This is a genomic window from Maritalea sp. S77 (genome assembly GCF_049801075.1).
Classification (GTDB): domain Bacteria; phylum Pseudomonadota; class Alphaproteobacteria; order Rhizobiales; family Devosiaceae; genus Maritalea.
Map to the genome: position 1 here is coordinate 209,976 of NZ_JBNAGG010000002.1, position 15,813 is coordinate 225,788.

At 52.9% G+C, this 15,813-nt stretch carries 15 protein-coding genes; 12 read left to right on the forward strand and 3 right to left on the reverse strand.

Annotation, left to right across the window (positions count from 1 at the left end):
• Positions 1-45: 45 nt before the first annotated feature.
• Genes ACP15Y_RS08705 through ACP15Y_RS08715 form a run of 3 tightly spaced genes read left to right on the forward strand, consistent with a single transcriptional unit; the run spans position 46 to position 3,388 of the window.
• Entirely contained in the window at positions 46-429 is a 384-nt protein-coding gene (locus ACP15Y_RS08705; protein ID WP_424982671.1) for a response regulator transcription factor, read from the forward strand.
• On the forward strand, positions 429-677 hold the full coding sequence (locus ACP15Y_RS08710) for a hypothetical protein (RefSeq protein WP_424982672.1): 249 nt from the start codon (positions 429-431) through the stop codon (positions 675-677). The genes ACP15Y_RS08705 and ACP15Y_RS08710 overlap by 1 nt, the downstream gene beginning before the upstream one ends.
• Positions 674-3,388, forward strand: coding sequence for an ATP-binding protein (locus tag ACP15Y_RS08715; RefSeq protein ID WP_424982673.1), 2,715 nt, complete (start codon positions 674-676; stop codon positions 3,386-3,388). Before ACP15Y_RS08710 ends, ACP15Y_RS08715 begins: the two co-directional genes overlap by 4 nt.
• A 9-nt stretch (positions 3,389-3,397) precedes the next feature.
• Here the strand turns inward: ACP15Y_RS08715 and ACP15Y_RS08720 are convergent, their stop codons facing one another.
• Together ACP15Y_RS08720 and ACP15Y_RS08725 are read right to left on the reverse strand one after the other, a co-directional pair.
• Positions 3,398-4,048, reverse strand: a complete 651-nt coding sequence (locus ACP15Y_RS08720; protein ID WP_424982674.1) for a YitT family protein — start codon at positions 4,046-4,048, stop codon at positions 3,398-3,400.
• Positions 4,049-4,140: 92 nt separating this feature from the next.
• Complete coding sequence (locus ACP15Y_RS08725) at positions 4,141-4,377, reverse strand: hypothetical protein (RefSeq protein ID WP_424982675.1); 237 nt, start codon at positions 4,375-4,377, stop codon at positions 4,141-4,143.
• Positions 4,378-4,467: 90 nt separating this feature from the next.
• Here ACP15Y_RS08725 and ACP15Y_RS08730 point away from each other — a divergent pair, with 90 nt between their 5' ends.
• From ACP15Y_RS08730 to ACP15Y_RS08740, 3 genes are all read left to right on the forward strand, one after another.
• Entirely contained in the window at positions 4,468-5,406 is a 939-nt protein-coding gene (locus ACP15Y_RS08730) for a LysR family transcriptional regulator (RefSeq protein ID WP_424982677.1), read from the forward strand.
• Between the two features lie 109 nt (positions 5,407-5,515).
• Positions 5,516-5,716, forward strand: coding sequence for a hypothetical protein (locus tag ACP15Y_RS08735; RefSeq protein WP_424982678.1), 201 nt, complete (start codon positions 5,516-5,518; stop codon positions 5,714-5,716).
• Positions 5,717-5,956: 240 nt separating this feature from the next.
• Positions 5,957-6,142, forward strand: a complete 186-nt coding sequence (locus tag ACP15Y_RS08740) for a hypothetical protein (protein WP_424982679.1) — start codon at positions 5,957-5,959, stop codon at positions 6,140-6,142.
• Positions 6,143-6,764: 622 nt separating this feature from the next.
• Here the strand turns inward: ACP15Y_RS08740 and ACP15Y_RS08745 are convergent.
• Complete coding sequence (locus tag ACP15Y_RS08745; protein ID WP_424982680.1) at positions 6,765-8,180, reverse strand: helix-turn-helix domain-containing protein; 1,416 nt, start codon at positions 8,178-8,180, stop codon at positions 6,765-6,767.
• Positions 8,181-8,580: 400 nt separating this feature from the next.
• Between ACP15Y_RS08745 and ACP15Y_RS08750 the strand changes: the two genes are divergently transcribed.
• From ACP15Y_RS08750 to mce, 6 genes are all read left to right on the forward strand, one after another.
• A complete protein-coding gene (locus tag ACP15Y_RS08750) occupies positions 8,581-10,113 on the forward strand; it encodes an acyl-CoA carboxylase subunit beta (RefSeq protein ID WP_424982681.1) in 1,533 nt (510 codons plus the stop codon).
• 15 nt (positions 10,114-10,128) lie between these two features.
• A complete protein-coding gene (locus ACP15Y_RS08755) occupies positions 10,129-10,662 on the forward strand; it encodes a hypothetical protein (RefSeq protein ID WP_424982682.1) in 534 nt (177 codons plus the stop codon).
• Between the two features lie 10 nt (positions 10,663-10,672).
• On the forward strand, positions 10,673-11,071 hold the full coding sequence (locus ACP15Y_RS08760) for a RidA family protein (protein ID WP_424982683.1): 399 nt from the start codon (positions 10,673-10,675) through the stop codon (positions 11,069-11,071).
• 152 nt (positions 11,072-11,223) lie between these two features.
• Positions 11,224-13,227, forward strand: coding sequence for an acetyl-CoA carboxylase biotin carboxylase subunit (locus tag ACP15Y_RS08765; RefSeq protein ID WP_424983086.1), 2,004 nt, complete (start codon positions 11,224-11,226; stop codon positions 13,225-13,227).
• Positions 13,224-15,368 (forward strand): methylmalonyl-CoA mutase, encoded by a 2,145-nt coding sequence (gene scpA, locus ACP15Y_RS08770; RefSeq protein WP_424982684.1) that lies wholly within the window; start codon positions 13,224-13,226, stop codon positions 15,366-15,368. Before ACP15Y_RS08765 ends, scpA begins: the two co-directional genes overlap by 4 nt.
• Positions 15,365-15,775 (forward strand): methylmalonyl-CoA epimerase, encoded by a 411-nt coding sequence (gene mce, locus ACP15Y_RS08775; RefSeq protein WP_424982685.1) that lies wholly within the window; start codon positions 15,365-15,367, stop codon positions 15,773-15,775. Before scpA ends, mce begins: the two co-directional genes overlap by 4 nt.
• Positions 15,776-15,813 lie beyond the last annotated feature (38 nt).

Genomic DNA, 15,813 nt, shown 5'->3' on the forward strand with positions numbered 1-15,813 from the left:
GGGAGCATCCCGATTGGGAGGTCTGGATGCGAGGAGGAGGAATTTGTGACCATTGATGTCCTAATCGTCGAGGACGAGCCCAGCATATTGGACTCGCTTGACTTTATCTTGCGTCGCGCGGGTTGGTCGACGCAATCAGCTCAGGACGGCGAAGCGGCACTGCGCGCTGTGCGCGATATCAAACCGCGCATTGTGGTGCTTGATGTGATGTTGCCGAAAAAGTCTGGCTTTGAGGTGCTCAAATTGCTGCGGCAGGATGAGCAAACTGCGAATTTGCCTGTTTTGATGTTGACCGCGAAGGGGCAAGCGCAGGATCGACGCATTGCAGAGGAGTTGGGGGCAAATAGCTTTGTGACCAAGCCCTATGCCAATAGCGACGTTGTGGGCGCGGTGCGTGACCTGATTGGCGACAAACAGGGTGTGGATTGATGGCAAACCGCCGGCGCAGTGAAGGCTTTGGCTTTTTCTTGCCGATCTTCGGCGTTATCTTGATTATGCCCCCAATCGTCCATTTGTTTGACCGTGGTGGCGGCGTCTTTGGTTTGCCGATCATCTTCACTTATCTGTTTGGCGTTTGGCTGTTCATGATTGTTTCGGCCTTTGTGTTGTCGCGCAGGTTGCCGCGGGATGACCCGCCGGCGCGGACAGAGCGACTCGACCGGGATCGCGATTTATGATTGCGACCAACCTGATCATTTTGATTGCCCTTGGTTATGTGGTGCTGCTGTTTGCGCTGGCTTATTTCAGCGAGCGATGGGCGAAGGGCGAGGCTGGCAAGTTTTTGCGTTCGCCGCTTATTTATACGCTGGCCATTTCCGTTTATTGCACCAGCTGGACCTTTTATGGGGCCGTTGGCTCTGCCGCGCGCACAGGCTATGAAATTTTCACCATTTATCTTGGTCCAACATTGGTGTTTGTGGGCTGGTGGTTCGGCTTGCGCAAATTGGTGCGGGTAGGGCGCACCCAGCGTATTACTTCACTTGCCGACTTGATTTCGTCTCGCTTTGGCAAGAGCTCTCGGCTGGCCGTGTTGGTGACATTGATTGCTGTGATCGGCACCACGCCATATATCGCCTTGCAACTTAAAGCGATTACATCGAGCCTCAATGTGATGACCTTGGGCGACAATGTCGATCAGTCCGGCTTGAATGTGGATGATGTGCGCCTTGCCCTCGGCGTTGCCGTGGCGATGGCGATTTTTACCATCCTGTTCGGTACACGAAATGTGGATGCCAAAGAGCAGCATCATGGGGTGGTGGCGGCGATTGCCTTTGAGGCGATCATCAAGCTGATTGCGCTTTTATCCATTGGCATATTCGTGGTGTTTGGGTTGGGCGACGGGTTTCCGGATGTGTTTGCACGGGCAGACGCTGCGCAGATCAACGCCTTTGAATATGGCGGGTTTAATTCGCGCTGGGTGGCGATGATCATTCTTTCCGCAGCAGCTATCATTTGTTTGCCGCGTCAGTTCCAAATCACGGTGGTGGAAAACTCTAACGAGAACCATTTGCGCACGGCCAGTTGGGCGTTTCCGCTTTATCTGTTTGCCATGAGTATTTTCACTTTGCCCATCGCTATCGTGGGCACGGCGATGCTGCCACCCGGCAGTGACCCGGACATGTTCGTTCTCACCTTGCCGCTTAATTTTGGGCAAGAGGGCTTAGCATTGTTCGCATTTATTGGTGGGTTTTCGTCTGCCACATCGATGATTATCATCGCCTCGATTGCGCTTTCGATCATGGTGTCCAACCATATTGTGGTGCCCATCGCCTTGCGTTTGCCTGGCCGCAGCGATGATGAAGAAGGCGGCGGGGTAACCGACCTTTTGCTCACCAGTCGACGCATTTCCATTTGCGTGATTTTGGGGTTGGGCTTTCTCTATTTCTGGCTAACAAATGGGTCGGGCGCTTTGGCGCGCATTGGCCTCATTTCATTTGCGGGCGTGGCACAGACCTTGCCCGCCATTGTGGCGGCCCTGTTTTGGCGCGATGCGACGGCCAAAGGCGCGGGCGCCGGCCTGTTTATCGGCTTTGTGGTATGGGCATATTCCATGTTCATCCCTAGCTTTGAAGAATCCAGCATGTGGGTGGCGCAGTGGGTGCAGCATGGACCCTATGGAATTGCCTTCCTCAAGCCACAGGCCCTGTTTGGCCTTACCGGGATGGACCCGCTGGTACATTCTGTGTTTTGGAGCTTGTTCGCCAACACAGTTGCGTTAATTGTGGTGTCGCTCTCGACCTCGCAGTCCGTTTTGGAGCGCATTCAAAGCGCATTGTTTGTGGATGCGTTTCGGCGGATGCCGGGCATTGAAACCCGCTTTATGCGCACCTCTGCCGCCACAAATGATTTGTTCTTCGTGGCGCAGCGTGTGTTGGGCGCGGGGCGGGCTGGTTCAGTGTTTGATAGCTTTGCGCGGGAGCAAGGGCGCGACCGAACCAATCTTGAACCCACGCCAGAATTTATTGCACTGCTCGAAAAAGAACTTGCAGGTTCGATTGGTGCCGCCTCTGCCCACGTAATGATTTCGCAGGTTGTGTCCGGCGATAGCATTTCGTTGCAGGAGGTGATGAAAATTGCCGATGAAACTCAGCAAGTGATCGAATATTCCCAGCAATTGGAGCAAAAGTCCGAAGAGCTGCGCCTGACGGCAGAAAAGTTGCAAGACGCCAACGCCAAGCTGCGTGAGCTGGACCAGCAAAAGGACGAGTTTTTGTCACAAGTGAGCCACGAGGTGCGCACGCCGATGACCTCGATCCGTTCATTTTCTGAGATTTTGCTGGAGCCGGATGATTTGGATGAACATGAGCGGCAACGTTTCTTGTCGACCATTCACACGGAAAGCCTGCGCTTAACTCAATTGCTGGATGAGATTTTGGATTTGAGTGCGCTGGAGCGTGGCGAAAAAGTTTGGACCAATGTGCCAGTTGATGTGGTGACTGCGATGGACCGCGCCGTTTCCGTTTGTGAAAGTCTGGCGCGGCAAAAGAATATGCAAATTCGCCGTCATGATGTGCCGGAGGAAGCCATTGTGTTGGGCCATGCCGACCGTTTGGCGCAGGTCTTCATCAATTTGATCACCAATGCCATCAAATATAATGAGGATGAACACCCCTTTGTTGAGGTGCGTTTCCGCAAATATGGCAAGCGGATCTTGATTGATTTTCAGGACAATGGGCCGGGCATTGCAGGCAAAGATCGGCGGCGCGTTTTTGAAAAATTTGCCCGCGGTCAGCGCGGGGCGAGCAGCGGGCAAACGGGCTCGGGCTTGGGGCTTGCCATTTCATCGCAAATTGTCGCGCGGATGCAGGGCAAGATCGAGTTGGTTAAAGGTGAGGACAAGGGTGCGTGTTTTCGCGTGAGCTTGCCGCTCTATGAAGGTGAGGCCTAATTCCTGACCCTAGTCTTTCTTTTTGCTTTGGGCGAAGAACGCGCCGGAAAAGCCGACATAGCGGCCGGGCCGGAAGTTTGTGGCAATCACCAAATTGAGCACCACGGCCCCCAAGATCGATAGCAAGACCTGTTGCCAGCTCAAAATGAAGAATGAGCCGCATAGGATTGCCGCGTCCACGCCCATTTGCAAATAGCCAGCGCGAATGCCATAGCGATCTTGCAAATAGACCGCCAAAATATTGACGCCGCCGAGACCAGATTTGTGGCGGAAAAGGATCAAAAGCCCAACCCCAATAATGCCGCCGCCGATGACGCTGGCATAGATCGGGTTCAGCATATCAAAGCTGATCCATTGGGGGGTGAGTTGCGCGAACAGCGATACAAGGCCAACAGAGGCGAAAGTTTTGATCGTGAAGGCCGGGCCGATGCGGATATAGGCGAACCAATAAAAGGGTAGGTTCAGCACAAAGAACAGCAAGCCAAATTCAAGTGGCGTGCCGTAAGACAAAAGCAAAGCCAAACCATTGATGCCACCCGTGCCCAACATGGCGGTTTTGTACATATTGACGCCTAAAGCGACCAATAAAGTGCCCAGCAATACGGCCTGAATATCTTCGTGCCATTTATGTTGCGGATCGGTTTTTTGCGCGTCAGCCATATGCTCGCCTTGTCAGACAATTTGTGCTTTAGCGCTATCCCGTATTGGGCAGAAAGGCAAGGGCGACGCGTTGTCACTCTTGCCTGTTCAACTTACTGGACTTTCTCAACAAAGAAGTTGGCCAACAGGTTGAAAAGTATGGCCGAGCCGATCGCCAGGGGCACGGCGTAGGGCGCCATCTGGCTGATCGCGTTGAAATATGCCGTGCCGAAATCCGCTTGCGGCGGCAAGTTTTGCGACACCAAAATGGCGGGCAGGCTGGATAGCATCACCAACATGATGCCGAGGCCAACAATTGGTTGGCGAAATTTTGCGGGAAGCTTGTTCATCTCAAAACCTTTTTTTCTTGGTGATGAAAAGAATATATGTTTTCATATTTGATATATAAATATCGAAAACTGGAAGCTTAAGTTTCAAAAATGAAATCATTGGATTTGAATGCGCTGCATCATTTTTGCGAGATTGTGCGTGAGGGAAGCCTCACCAAAGCCGCACAAAAACTGAATGTTTCTGCCCCCACATTGTCGCGCCATTTGGCGCAATTAGAAGAGCAGGTGGGGCACAAATTGGTGCATCGCCATGCCAAGCAATTCAAGCTCACAATTGATGGGGAGCGCTATTTCAACTCGCTTGGCGAGGATTTCTCGCAGCTTCAAGAGCAGATATCTGCCTTGAATGATCGGGCAGATGTGCTTTCCGGTTCGATCCGCATTTCTTGTCCTGAAAGTATGGCGATTGACTATCTGCACGATTGGTCGCTTGAGTTTTTGGCGCTGCATCCGCTGGTGGATATTCAGATCAAGTTTGCCATTTCCGATCAGCATTTTGTGGAAGATCAGCTCGATTTGTCTTTGGTGGTGGTGCCGCCCACTCAGCCTAGTTTGGTGCAGCGAAAATTGTTTGATACGCAAATGTGTGTCGCCGCGGCGCCAAGCTACATCGCGGCGAAAGGCAAGCCCAATGTGCCACAAGATCTACATCAGTTGGATTTGCTCACCTCAGATCCACAGAAGGATTGGAGCTTTCTCAAAGATGGCCAGCGCCATGTGATTTTTCCTGCGCCGCGCTATAGCATCAATTCCATCCGTACGGTGGTGGATGCGGCAGTTAAAGGTTTAGGCATCATGTATGGTCCGCTCTTTTATATGCGAGAGCCCTTGCAAGATGGGCGTTTGGTATCGCTGCTGCCTGAATTTGAAACCGAGATGCGGCACGTCTTTATGGTCTATGCCGATCGTCGTTTGATGCCGACGAGGGTGCGGGCTTTCCGCAGTTTTTTGGAGGAGAAAATGGTCGTTCTCGCCGAAGGTGAGCGGTGGAGCGGGGCGGGGAAATCGTTCAATAAAGTTTTCAGCTAATTTTACCCAAACTTCTAATGGCTCCTTATTTGGCACCGCGTAGGCTTCGCGGTGGAGACTTGTCTTTTCACGAAGGCAAACAACCCATGCTGATCGAAGGAGACGCAGAATGAGTTCAATTTCAGCGGTTAGCCAGCCTGTGCAATATGTACGGTCTGATCCGCCAGCCCCCACCACTAAAGAAAAGGGTGAGGTGGAACAGCTAGAAGCGAAGAAAACGGCGGCTGAAGAATTCGCCGAAAAGAAAACCGACGAAACCAAAGCGCCACCTGCCGATGGCACCGGGCGACTGGTTGATATTCAGGTTTAAGTTCTGAAGCATCGAAAAAGACAGCGCGGGCAAGTTCCCGCGCTTTTTTTGTGTTTGCGATTCGCAGAAGACACGAAATGTGCGAGAAAATCGCGCTGAATACACGATAACCACAGGAAATTTAAAGATAATTTGAAAAAACAAACTTGACTTCGAGCCAAAAGTTTAGGTTGAGGAGCCTAGTTCAGTATGTCGCAGTAAGTTATTGAAATAGCATGTTAAACGAATGTCAAGCATTGAATGCATGTACTTAAACAATGCACAAAAATAGCCGCTGTGGCTACTATTAATAACGAAAACCGTAATTTTTCTTTTGGGGTTGTGGATAACTTCGCTTCATCTGGCCAAGTTGCTAAAACAAATGTGTTGCAAAAAAGAGAGAAAAATTTACCTATAAAAGTGGCCCAAGCAGTTGCACCTGCTTGAGCCTTTATTGCAACGAGCCGAGCACGGCATGTCACAATCGATGGAGGCACACTAAGCACAAAAATGTGTGTCTGACAACTGTGCTTGGCGCAACGAAAAGGATTGGAATAATGCTTCCTCCTAATACGCCGAGCAAATCGCTCACATTAAAAGATGCAATTGAAATACTGAAATTGCGTAAGCAGGGTCATTTTCAAAATCGCATTGCAGCAAAATTTGACGTTAACCCTGGACGTATAAGCGAGATCGTAAAAGGCAAGCGATTTCCAGAAGCTCATAAATACGTAAAATAGCAAGTTAATCGAGCGCCCTTCACCATAGGAGGGCGCTTTTTTATGTCCAGTTTTGGGGAGTGCGGACGCACCAAACCATCCAGAAGTCGACATTCTGCATAAAGAACAGTTTTTGGCGGGCGTGGTTTAATCTCAGAACGCGAGGCTATGCTTTTGGCAAGTGCGAAAAGGTTTTAACCCATTGAATCATCTGGTAGTTCTCGCGTTTCCAAGAACCATATTCCGTTTGATTATGCTGCCAGAATTTTGTTGGGTTTGCAACAAAATTTGACGCTTCTATGTCGATTTTTGCCATTTTAGGTTGTGCGTTGCACCTAATCATCTGGGTGCTAGTTAATTTTGTAGGGCACCACGCTGCGCTCATCTGGGGTGATGGAGATTTCGGCGGCGATGGGCGGCACGGATCTTTGGGTGCAGTTGCGACGTTCGCAGGTGCGGCAGGAAACGCCGATGGGGTCAAACGCGGCATCTTCGCCAATATCCAGATCGTCGGAATAGATCAGCTCGCTGGCATGGTCGATTTCGCACCCCAGCGCATAGGCATAGCGGCGGGTGGGTTGGCGAAAGCCTCCGGCACGTTTTTCACTGGCCCAAGCAAGGCATAAATAGCGTTTGCCATCTGGCGTTTCGGCGCGCTGGCGGATGATCCGCTGCGGCGACTCAAAGGCGCGGTGCACATTCCACAAGGGGCAGGCGCCGCCGAACCGGGCAAATTGCAGCGCGGTGGCCGAGTGGCGCTTGGTGATGGTGCCTGCCTGATCCACCCGCGCAAAGAAAAACGGAATGCCGCGCAATTGTGGGCGTTGCAATGTGGAAAGGCGGTGGGCGACTTGCTCCAGACTGGCGCCAAAGCGCTGGGCCATGATTTCGATGTCATAGCGCACGGCCTGCGCCTCTTTCAAAAACTGATTATAGGGCATCAGCAGCGCGCCCGCATAATAATTGGCCAACCCGATGCGGCAGATGGCGCGGGCTTCGTCGCGCTTGAAATTGGCGTCGGTCAAGATTTGGTTGATCAGCGAGGTTTGTTCCAGCAGCGCCAATTGGTTGGCGAGTTGGAAAAATTGGGTTGACTTGTCCAAGGTGGTGTTGAGCCGGATCACGCGCCGCGTCCGGTCAAATTGCCGGATCATGTCGCGTTTGTTCGGCATAACAAATTCAACCGTCAAATCATGCACCCGCTCGCAATATTTGACGAGCCGTTCCAATTTGTCGTGGCCATCAAGGGCTTGCTCACCAGCCAAATCTTCCGCCGCGCGGTCCAGTGGGTCGATATAATTGTCGGCATAATGGAAGAAGTCGCGCACCTCTTCATATGAGGTCTGTAAATTGCCTGCCTGCTCACGCATCAACACATCGTCCACCCCGGCCATCCGCTCATTGGATTTCCGATAGGCTTCATATAGCCGCATAAAGGCATGAGCGGTTTGCGGCGTGTTGGTGGCAAGGGATTTCAGTTCCTGCAAGCCGGGCGGGTTATCGGCAAAAAGCGGGTCCGCAAAAATCTCTTTTAGATCAATGATTAGCCGGTCTGATTTGTCAGCCAACAGGCTGGTCACATCGACATTAAAATTCTCCGCCAGCGACAACATGATCGCGGCGGTGACGGGCCGTTGGTTGTTTTCGAGCTGGTTGATGTAGGAGGTTGATATATCCAGCCGTGTGGCGAACTCGGCCTGGGTCAACTTTTGCTGTTCCCGAAGGGCGCGGAGTTTGACGCCCGCGAAGATTTTTCGTTGTGCCATCGTGTTCCTTTCTTGCCGCCACCGGTCGCTGCGCTCCCGTCCCCGGCACCCCCGCCTATTGGTGCCATGCGGTGGTGTTTTTGTGTGTCGCGCACCACATCCCCTCCGTCATTACCGGGCTTGACCCGGTAATCCAGGCAAGAGTGGCCAAAGCGCAAATCGTCAACGATTTCACTTTCTACATTCACATCTAGATTCCCGCCTACGCGGGAATGACGGCAGAGGCGAATGGCACGGCCGCAAATACCTCTCCACAAGAATTACACAAAATTCACAAATTTACAATTTGCAATGTTAAAAAGGTGTTCTTCTTTACACTTTCAGCCCTTTAAAGTCGCGTTTGCATTTGGCAGGCTGTACAAAAGATCGCGATTTTAATTTCTTTCGTAGGGGCTGATACATGCAGGACATTATCGAGCAGCTTGAACAAAAGCGGGCCGGGGCGCGGCTTGGGGGCGGGCAGCGCCGGATTGATACACAACATGGCAAGGGTAAGCTCACCGCGCGGGAGCGGCTTTCCGTTTTGCTCGATCCGGGCAGCTTTGAAGAATATGACATGTTTGTCACCCATCGCTGCACCGATTTTGGCATGGAAGAAAACATCATTCCCGGCGATGGGGTGGTGACCGGGTGGGGCACTATCAATGGGCGGCTCACCTATGTGTTTTCACAAGATTTTACCGTGTTTGGTGGTTCCTTGTCTGAAACCCATGCGCAGAAAATCTGTAAAATCATGGAGCTGGCGGTGCAAAATGGCGCGCCGGTGATTGGGCTGAACGACAGTGGCGGCGCGCGTATTCAGGAAGGCGTGGCCTCCCTTGGCGGTTATGCCGATGTGTTCTTGCGCAATGTGATGGCCTCTGGCGCAGTGCCGCAAATCTCTGTGATTATGGGGCCCTGTGCGGGCGGCGCGGTGTACTCACCGGCGATGACCGACTTCATCTATATGGTGAAGGATACAAGCTATATGTTTGTAACGGGGCCGGACGTGGTGAAAACCGTGACCAATGAAACGGTGACCCAAGAAGAGCTGGGTGGTGCGAGCACGCACACTAAGATTTCCTCCGTGGCCGACGCGGCCTTCGACAATGATGTGGAAACATTGTTGGAGGTCCGTCGACTATTTGATTATTTGCCGTTGAATGCGCAGGAAAAAGCGCCAAAGGTGGATGTGAATGATGTGGTGGATCGGCCAGAAATGAGCCTTGATACCATTATTCCAGATAGCCCCAACAAGCCTTATGATATGAAAGAGGTGATCCATAAAATCGCTGATGAAGGCGAGTTTTTGGAACTGCAAAAAGATCATGCGGGCAACATTGTTACGGGCTTTATGCGGCTGAACGGCCAGTCCGTCGGCGTGGTGGCCAACCAGCCGCTGGTGTTGGCCGGGTGTCTCGACATCAACTCCTCCAAAAAGGCAGCACGTTTCGTGCGCTTTTGCGATAGCTTTAATATTCCGATCCTCACCCTTGTTGATGTGCCTGGCTTCTTGCCCGGTACCGCACAGGAATATGGCGGCATCATCAAGCATGGCGCGAAACTGCTGTTCGCCTATGCGGAAGCGACGGTGCCGAAAGTCACCGTCATCACCCGCAAAGCCTATGGCGGCGCCTATGATGTGATGGCCTCAAAGCATATTCGCGCGGACGTGAATTACGCATGGCCGAGTGCGGAAATCGCGGTAATGGGCGCGAAGGGCGCGACGGAAATTCTCTATCGCTCCGAGCTGGGCGATCAGGAGAAAATCGCCAAGCGCACCAAAGATTACGAAGACCGCTTCGCCAACCCCTTCGTGGCAGCCGAGCGCGGCTTTATCGACGATGTGATCATGCCCCACAACACAAGACGCCGAGTGGCGCGCGCATTTGAAAGCCTGAAAAACAAGCAACAGTCGATGCCGATCAAAAAGCACGACAATATTCCGTTGTAGGGGAGGTTAGGGCTGTTGGATGAACAATTCTACAAACTCGTTGATCAAAACATCGTGGAAGCACTTGTGGCGGACGATGAAGTGGCAATCGTATTAAGAGTTACATTTGAGGTGGAACGTGCCATCGATAAGTTGCTTGGCGATGTTTTGGCCTTCAATGGCGAGAATGTTGGATTTGCGACCAAGTGTCTTATGCTGCGCGCGATGCAGTTGCCGCAACGAGTTTTGGATGCAGTCAATTTGCTTAGGAAAATTCGCAATAAATTTGCACACGAACCTATGACCTCTCTGAAGCAGTTTTCAGAACAACTCGAGCCGCTCTACATGCAAAAATTCGGAGTTTGTCAGATAAATGAGATGAGATTGATTTTCGAAAAAAACTCAGTGTTTGAAGAGCTATGTAAAAAAACTGGATTAGACCCTAATGCCGCGCTTCACTTTGAACAGGCAGAGGTAGCGGGGCAATTTTGGTTCTTGGGTATGGCACTGGCAAACGAACTGCAGAAATATGCGACTTCCCATGTTTTTTCGGCGCCCAAATTAAAATAGGAACTCTAAAATGACTGATCCACTATTCCACATGATTTCAGACGGCCCACGACCAGTGGCGCCATTCTCCCACGCGACCGAGGCGAATGGTTGGGTGTTTGTCACCGGGCAGATGCCAACATTTCCTGATGCGCCGGATGCGCCTTTGCCGGATGGAATTGAAGCGCAGACGGTGCGGGTGATGGACAACCTCAAAATTGTTTTGGGGGGCATTGATATGGGGCTGGAGCATGTGATGATGGCGCGGTGCTATCTCACGGATTTTTATCGGGACTATGCCCAGTTCAATGAAACCTATCAGAGCTTTTTCCCCAAAGAACGGCGCCCGGCGCGCACGACCATCGGGGTCACCGGCCTGGCGCTGCATGCGCTAGTGGAGATTGATTTTATCTGCAAGCGGCCGGATTGATGAATGTAACCCCTGTCATCCTCGGGCTTGACCCGAGGATCCGTTGGGAATGTCCAAAGCTGCATGGATTGTCGGATCAAGTCCGACAATGACGAAATAACAGACGCTTCGTCGCAATTGGCGATGCCGAGGTAAACGGAGAAACAAAGATAATCTTCTCAAAGATACTCATAGCCAACCGGGGCGAGATTGCCTGTCGGGTGATTAAAACGGCCAAGAAAATGGGCATCAAAACCGTTGCGGTTTATTCGGATGCGGACCGGGAATCGCTGCATGTGAGCATGGCGGATGAGGCGGTGCATATTGGAGGATCGCCGGCATCGGAAAGCTATTTGTTGGGCGATAAGATTATCGCGGCCTGTAAAGAAACCGGCGCAGAAGCGGTGCATCCGGGCTATGGTTTTTTGAGTGAGAACGCCAAGTTCTGCGAGAGCCTTGAAAAGGCGGGCATTGTCTTTATTGGGCCGCCGCCGAAAGCCATTGAGGCGATGGGGGACAAGATTACCTCCAAAAAGATCGCCAAGGAAGCCGATGTGTCCACCGTACCGGGCTATATGGGCCTGATTGAAGACACGGATGAAGCGGTGAAAATCTCAAATGAGATTGGTTATCCGGTGATGATCAAGGCCTCCGCTGGCGGTGGGGGGAAGGGCATGCGGATTGCGTGGAACGACGCTGAAGCCCGCGAAGGTTTTGAGCGCTCCAAATCAGAAGCCGCGTCTAGCTTTGGCGATGATCGCATCTTTATCGAAAAGTTTGTCACCGACCCGCGCCATATTGAAATTCAGGTCTTGGCCGACAAGCATGGCAATTGCATTTATCTGGGCGAGCGCGAATGTTCCATTCAGCGCCGCAACCAGAAGGTGATTGAAGAAGCGCCATCGCCATTTTTAGATGCGCTAACGCGCAAGAAAATGGGCGACCAGTCTGTGGCCTTGGCCAAGGCGGTTGGCTATGCCAGCGCGGGCACGGTGGAATTCATCGTGGATGGCGACAAGAATTTCTATTTCCTTGAGATGAATACGCGGTTGCAGGTGGAACACCCTGTCACCGAATTGATCACAGGGATTGACCTAGTGGAGCAAATGCTCCGCGTTGCGGCGGGCGAGAAATTGTCGATCGCTCAGGATGAGGTCACGCTCAATGGGTGGGCAATTGAGTCTCGACTATATGCCGAAGACCCCTATCGCAATTTCCTGCCTTCCATTGGACGATTGACGACCTATCGCCCGCCGTCAGAATTTGAATCTGAAGACCTTGTGGTGCGCAACGATACCGGGGTGTTTGATGGGGGAGAAATCTCCACCTTCTACGATCCGATGATTGCCAAATTGTGCACCTGGGCGCCAGATCGGGCCGCTGCTATTTCTGCCATGTCTGACGCGCTGGATGCGTTTGAGGTGGAAGGCATTGGCCACAATATCCCGTTCCTCTCCGCCGTGATGGAGCGGGACCGCTTTAAAGAAGGTCGCCTCACCACGGGCTATATCGCCGAAGAATTCCCCGAAGGGTTCAACGGCGTTGAACTGGGCAATGCGGCCAAGAAAAACATCGCCGGGTTGGCCGCCTATATTGGCTTTCACAGCCAACATCGCGGGTTTGCCGAAGCGGATACGCTGGACCTGTCCATCAAAGATGTGGCCCGCTCCGTGATGATTGGCGAAGAGCGGTTTGACTTTGACGTGCTGGAAGAAGCCGTCATCTGGCGCGATCGCGAGGATGATTTTGAAACGCTGATGCGTATTGAAACCGATTGGGGGCCAGGCGAAACGCTGATCCGCGCACGGGTGGGCGACGATCATATTGTCGCGCAAGTCACGCGCAAGGCCACGGGCTTTCGGGTGCGCTATCGCGGGGCGGACATGAATGTGCAGGTGTTTGAGCCGCATGTGGCCGATTTGATGGTGCATATGCCCGTGAAAATGCCGCCGGACATGTCCAAATTCTTGCTGTGCCCAATGCCGGGGCAGGTGGTGCGGCTTGAAGTCGCCGAGGGCGACGAGGTGCAGGAAGGCCAGCCACTGGCCATTGTTGAAGCCATGAAAATGGAAAATGTGCTGCGGGCGGAGAAGAAAGCCGTGGTTTCCAAAATCGCGGCAGATGTCGGCGCGGTGTTGGCGGTGGATGATGTGATCATGGAGTTTGAAGACCAATGACCCTCTCCAACGAGACCTATAAAAAATGGCAGGCCCTGGCCGAAAAAGAATTGCGCGGGCGCGAACCGGCTGATCTGGAAACCGATTATGGTGGCGTGCCGATCAAGCCCGCCTATTTCGCCGACGATCTGCCCGATCGCGCCGCCGAGGCGATGCCCGGCGAAGCACCGTTCACCCGCGGTGTGCGCGCCACCATGTATGCCAACCGCCCCTGGACCATCCGGCAATATGCTGGCTTTTCCACGGCGAAAGAGAGTAACCGCTTTTATCGGCAGGCGCTGGAAAAGGGCCAAAAAGGCCTTTCCGTGGCATTCGATCTGGCCACCCACCGGGGTTATGACAGCGATCATGAGCGTGTGGTGGGCGATGTGGGCAAGGCCGGCGTGGCCATCGACAGCGTTGAAGACATGAAAGTGCTGTTTGACGGCATTCCGCTCGACGAAATGTCTGTATCGATGACCATGAATGGTGCGGTGATCCCGGTGCTGGCCATGTTTGTGGTGGCCGCGGAAGAGCAGGGCGTGAGCCAGGATAAGCTCTCCGGCACCATTCAAAATGACATTTTGAAAGAATTTATGGTGCGCAACACCTTTATCTATCCGCCGGAGCCCTCCATGCGGATCATTGCGGATATTATTGCGCACACGGCTGAATTTATGCCGAAATTCAACTCCATTTCCATCTCCGGCTATCATATGCATGAAGCGGGCGCGACCGCCGTGCAGGAACTGGCTTATACGCTGGCTGATGGCATGGAATATGTCCGCGCGGCGCAGGCGCGGGGGTTGGATATTGACGCCTTTGCCGGGCGACTGTCGTTCTTTTTCGGCATCGGTATGAATTTCTTTTCCGAGGTAGCGAAGCTGCGCGCGGCGCGGACCCTTTGGGCTGACATCATGAAAGATCTCGGCGCGAAGAACCCGCGTTCTATGATGTTGCGCACCCACTGCCAAACCTCTGGCGTATCGCTGACCGAGCAGGACCCCTACAACAATATTGTGCGCACGGCCTATGAAGCGATGGCCGCGATTTTGGGCGGCACCCAAAGCCTGCACACCAATTCGTTTGACGAGGCAATTGCGCTGCCGACCGAATTTTCCTCGCGCATTGCCCGCAATACCCAGTTGATTTTGGACCATGAAACCCGCGTGACCGACGTGGTAGATCCGCTGGGCGGCTCCTATTATGTCGAGCGCCTTACCGCTGACATGGTGGCAAAAGCGGGCGAGATGATCGCCGAGATCGAAGAAAAAGGTGGCATGACCAAGGCGGTGCAAGAAGGCTTGCCCAAGCTTGAGATTGAACGCGCCGCTGCCATTCGCCAAACTCGCGTGGATAAGGGCGAAGACGTAATTGTTGGGGTCAACCGTTATCGTCTTGATAAAGAAGATGATCTCGACATTCTCGACATCGACAATAAGAAAGTGCGTGCCGAGCAGGTTGACGCTTTGCAGCGCATTCGCGCCAACCGAAACCAAGACGCCTGCGATAAAGCACTTGTGACCCTGCGTCAGGTGGCGGAAACGCGTGAAGGCAATTTGCTGGCGGCCGCAATCGACGCGGCCCGTGCCCGCGCCACATTGGGCGAAATTTCTGACGCGATGGAAGAGGTGTTTGGCCGCCATCGCCCCACCACCAAGGTGATTTCGGGCGTTTATAGCGAACAATATGCAGGCGATCCGGAATATCAAGCGATCACCAAGCGCATTGCTGAATTTGAGACGTGCCAGTCGCGGAAGCCTGCCATCTATATCGGCAAAATGGGGCAGGATGGTCATGATCGCGGCGCCAAAGTCATCGCCACGGCGTTCGCGGATATGGGCTTTGATGTGCATATTGGGGAACTGTTCGAAACACCTCCTGAGGTGGCTGAGAAAGCCATCGATTTGAAGGTAGATGCCATCGGCGCTTCTTCATTGGCGGCTGGCCATAAAACCCTGATCCCAGAACTGGTCGATCTGCTGCGTGAAAAAGGTGCAGAGCATATTTCCGTTTTCGCGGGTGGGGTGATCCCAGAGCAGGATTATCAAGCGCTGCGTGACGCTGGCGTGTCCGATATTTTTGGCCCCGGCACCAATGTGCTGGATGCCGCGAATGCGGTGATGAGCCGGATTGAGGGTAAATTGAGGAACGAGCCATGATCGGTAATCTCAATCATATCGCGATTGCGGTGCCAGATTTGGACGCTGCTACAGCGAAATATCGGGATCAGTTGGGCGCGGCTGTGTCCGAGCCGCAAGAATTGCCTGAGCATGGCGTGACGGTGGTGTTTGTGAAATTGCCCAATACCAAAGTGGAGCTGCTGCATCCCTTGGGTGAGAACTCGCCGATTGCCGCTTTCCTCGAAAAGAATCCCTCCGGCGGCATGCACCATATGTGTTTTGAGGTGGAAGATATCCGCGCTTCGGCACAAAAATTGTCTGATGAGGGCGCGCGGGTTTTGGGCGATGGCGAGCCAAAGATCGGGGCACACGGTCTGCCAGTGTTATTTTTGCACCCGAAGGACTTTGATGGCACCTTGATCGAGTTGGAAGAGGTCAAAAAATAACGGCAGTCCTTTTAAAGAACTGCCGTTTTAGGACCGAA

Excerpts from the sequence above, each read along its gene's own strand:
- ACP15Y_RS08710 (WP_424982672.1), top strand. The coding sequence starts at position 429 with ATGGCAAACCGCCGGCGCAGTGAAGGCTTTGGCTTTTTCTTGCCGATC.
- mce (WP_424982685.1), top strand. The coding sequence starts at position 15,365 with ATGATCGGTAATCTCAATCATATCGCGATTGCGGTGCCAGATTTGGAC.
- ACP15Y_RS08750 (WP_424982681.1), top strand. The coding sequence starts at position 8,581 with ATGCAGGACATTATCGAGCAGCTTGAACAAAAGCGGGCCGGGGCGCGG.
- ACP15Y_RS08725 (WP_424982675.1), bottom strand. The coding sequence starts at position 4,377 with ATGAACAAGCTTCCCGCAAAATTTCGCCAACCAATTGTTGGCCTCGGC.
- ACP15Y_RS08715 (WP_424982673.1), top strand. The coding sequence starts at position 674 with ATGATTGCGACCAACCTGATCATTTTGATTGCCCTTGGTTATGTGGTG.
- ACP15Y_RS08740 (WP_424982679.1), top strand. The coding sequence starts at position 5,957 with ATGCATGTACTTAAACAATGCACAAAAATAGCCGCTGTGGCTACTATT.
- ACP15Y_RS08730 (WP_424982677.1), top strand. The coding sequence starts at position 4,468 with ATGAAATCATTGGATTTGAATGCGCTGCATCATTTTTGCGAGATTGTG.
- ACP15Y_RS08745 (WP_424982680.1), bottom strand. The coding sequence starts at position 8,180 with ATGGCACAACGAAAAATCTTCGCGGGCGTCAAACTCCGCGCCCTTCGG.
- ACP15Y_RS08735 (WP_424982678.1), top strand. The coding sequence starts at position 5,516 with ATGAGTTCAATTTCAGCGGTTAGCCAGCCTGTGCAATATGTACGGTCT.
- ACP15Y_RS08720 (WP_424982674.1), bottom strand. The coding sequence starts at position 4,048 with ATGGCTGACGCGCAAAAAACCGATCCGCAACATAAATGGCACGAAGAT.
- scpA (WP_424982684.1), top strand. The coding sequence starts at position 13,224 with ATGACCCTCTCCAACGAGACCTATAAAAAATGGCAGGCCCTGGCCGAA.
- ACP15Y_RS08760 (WP_424982683.1), top strand. The coding sequence starts at position 10,673 with ATGACTGATCCACTATTCCACATGATTTCAGACGGCCCACGACCAGTG.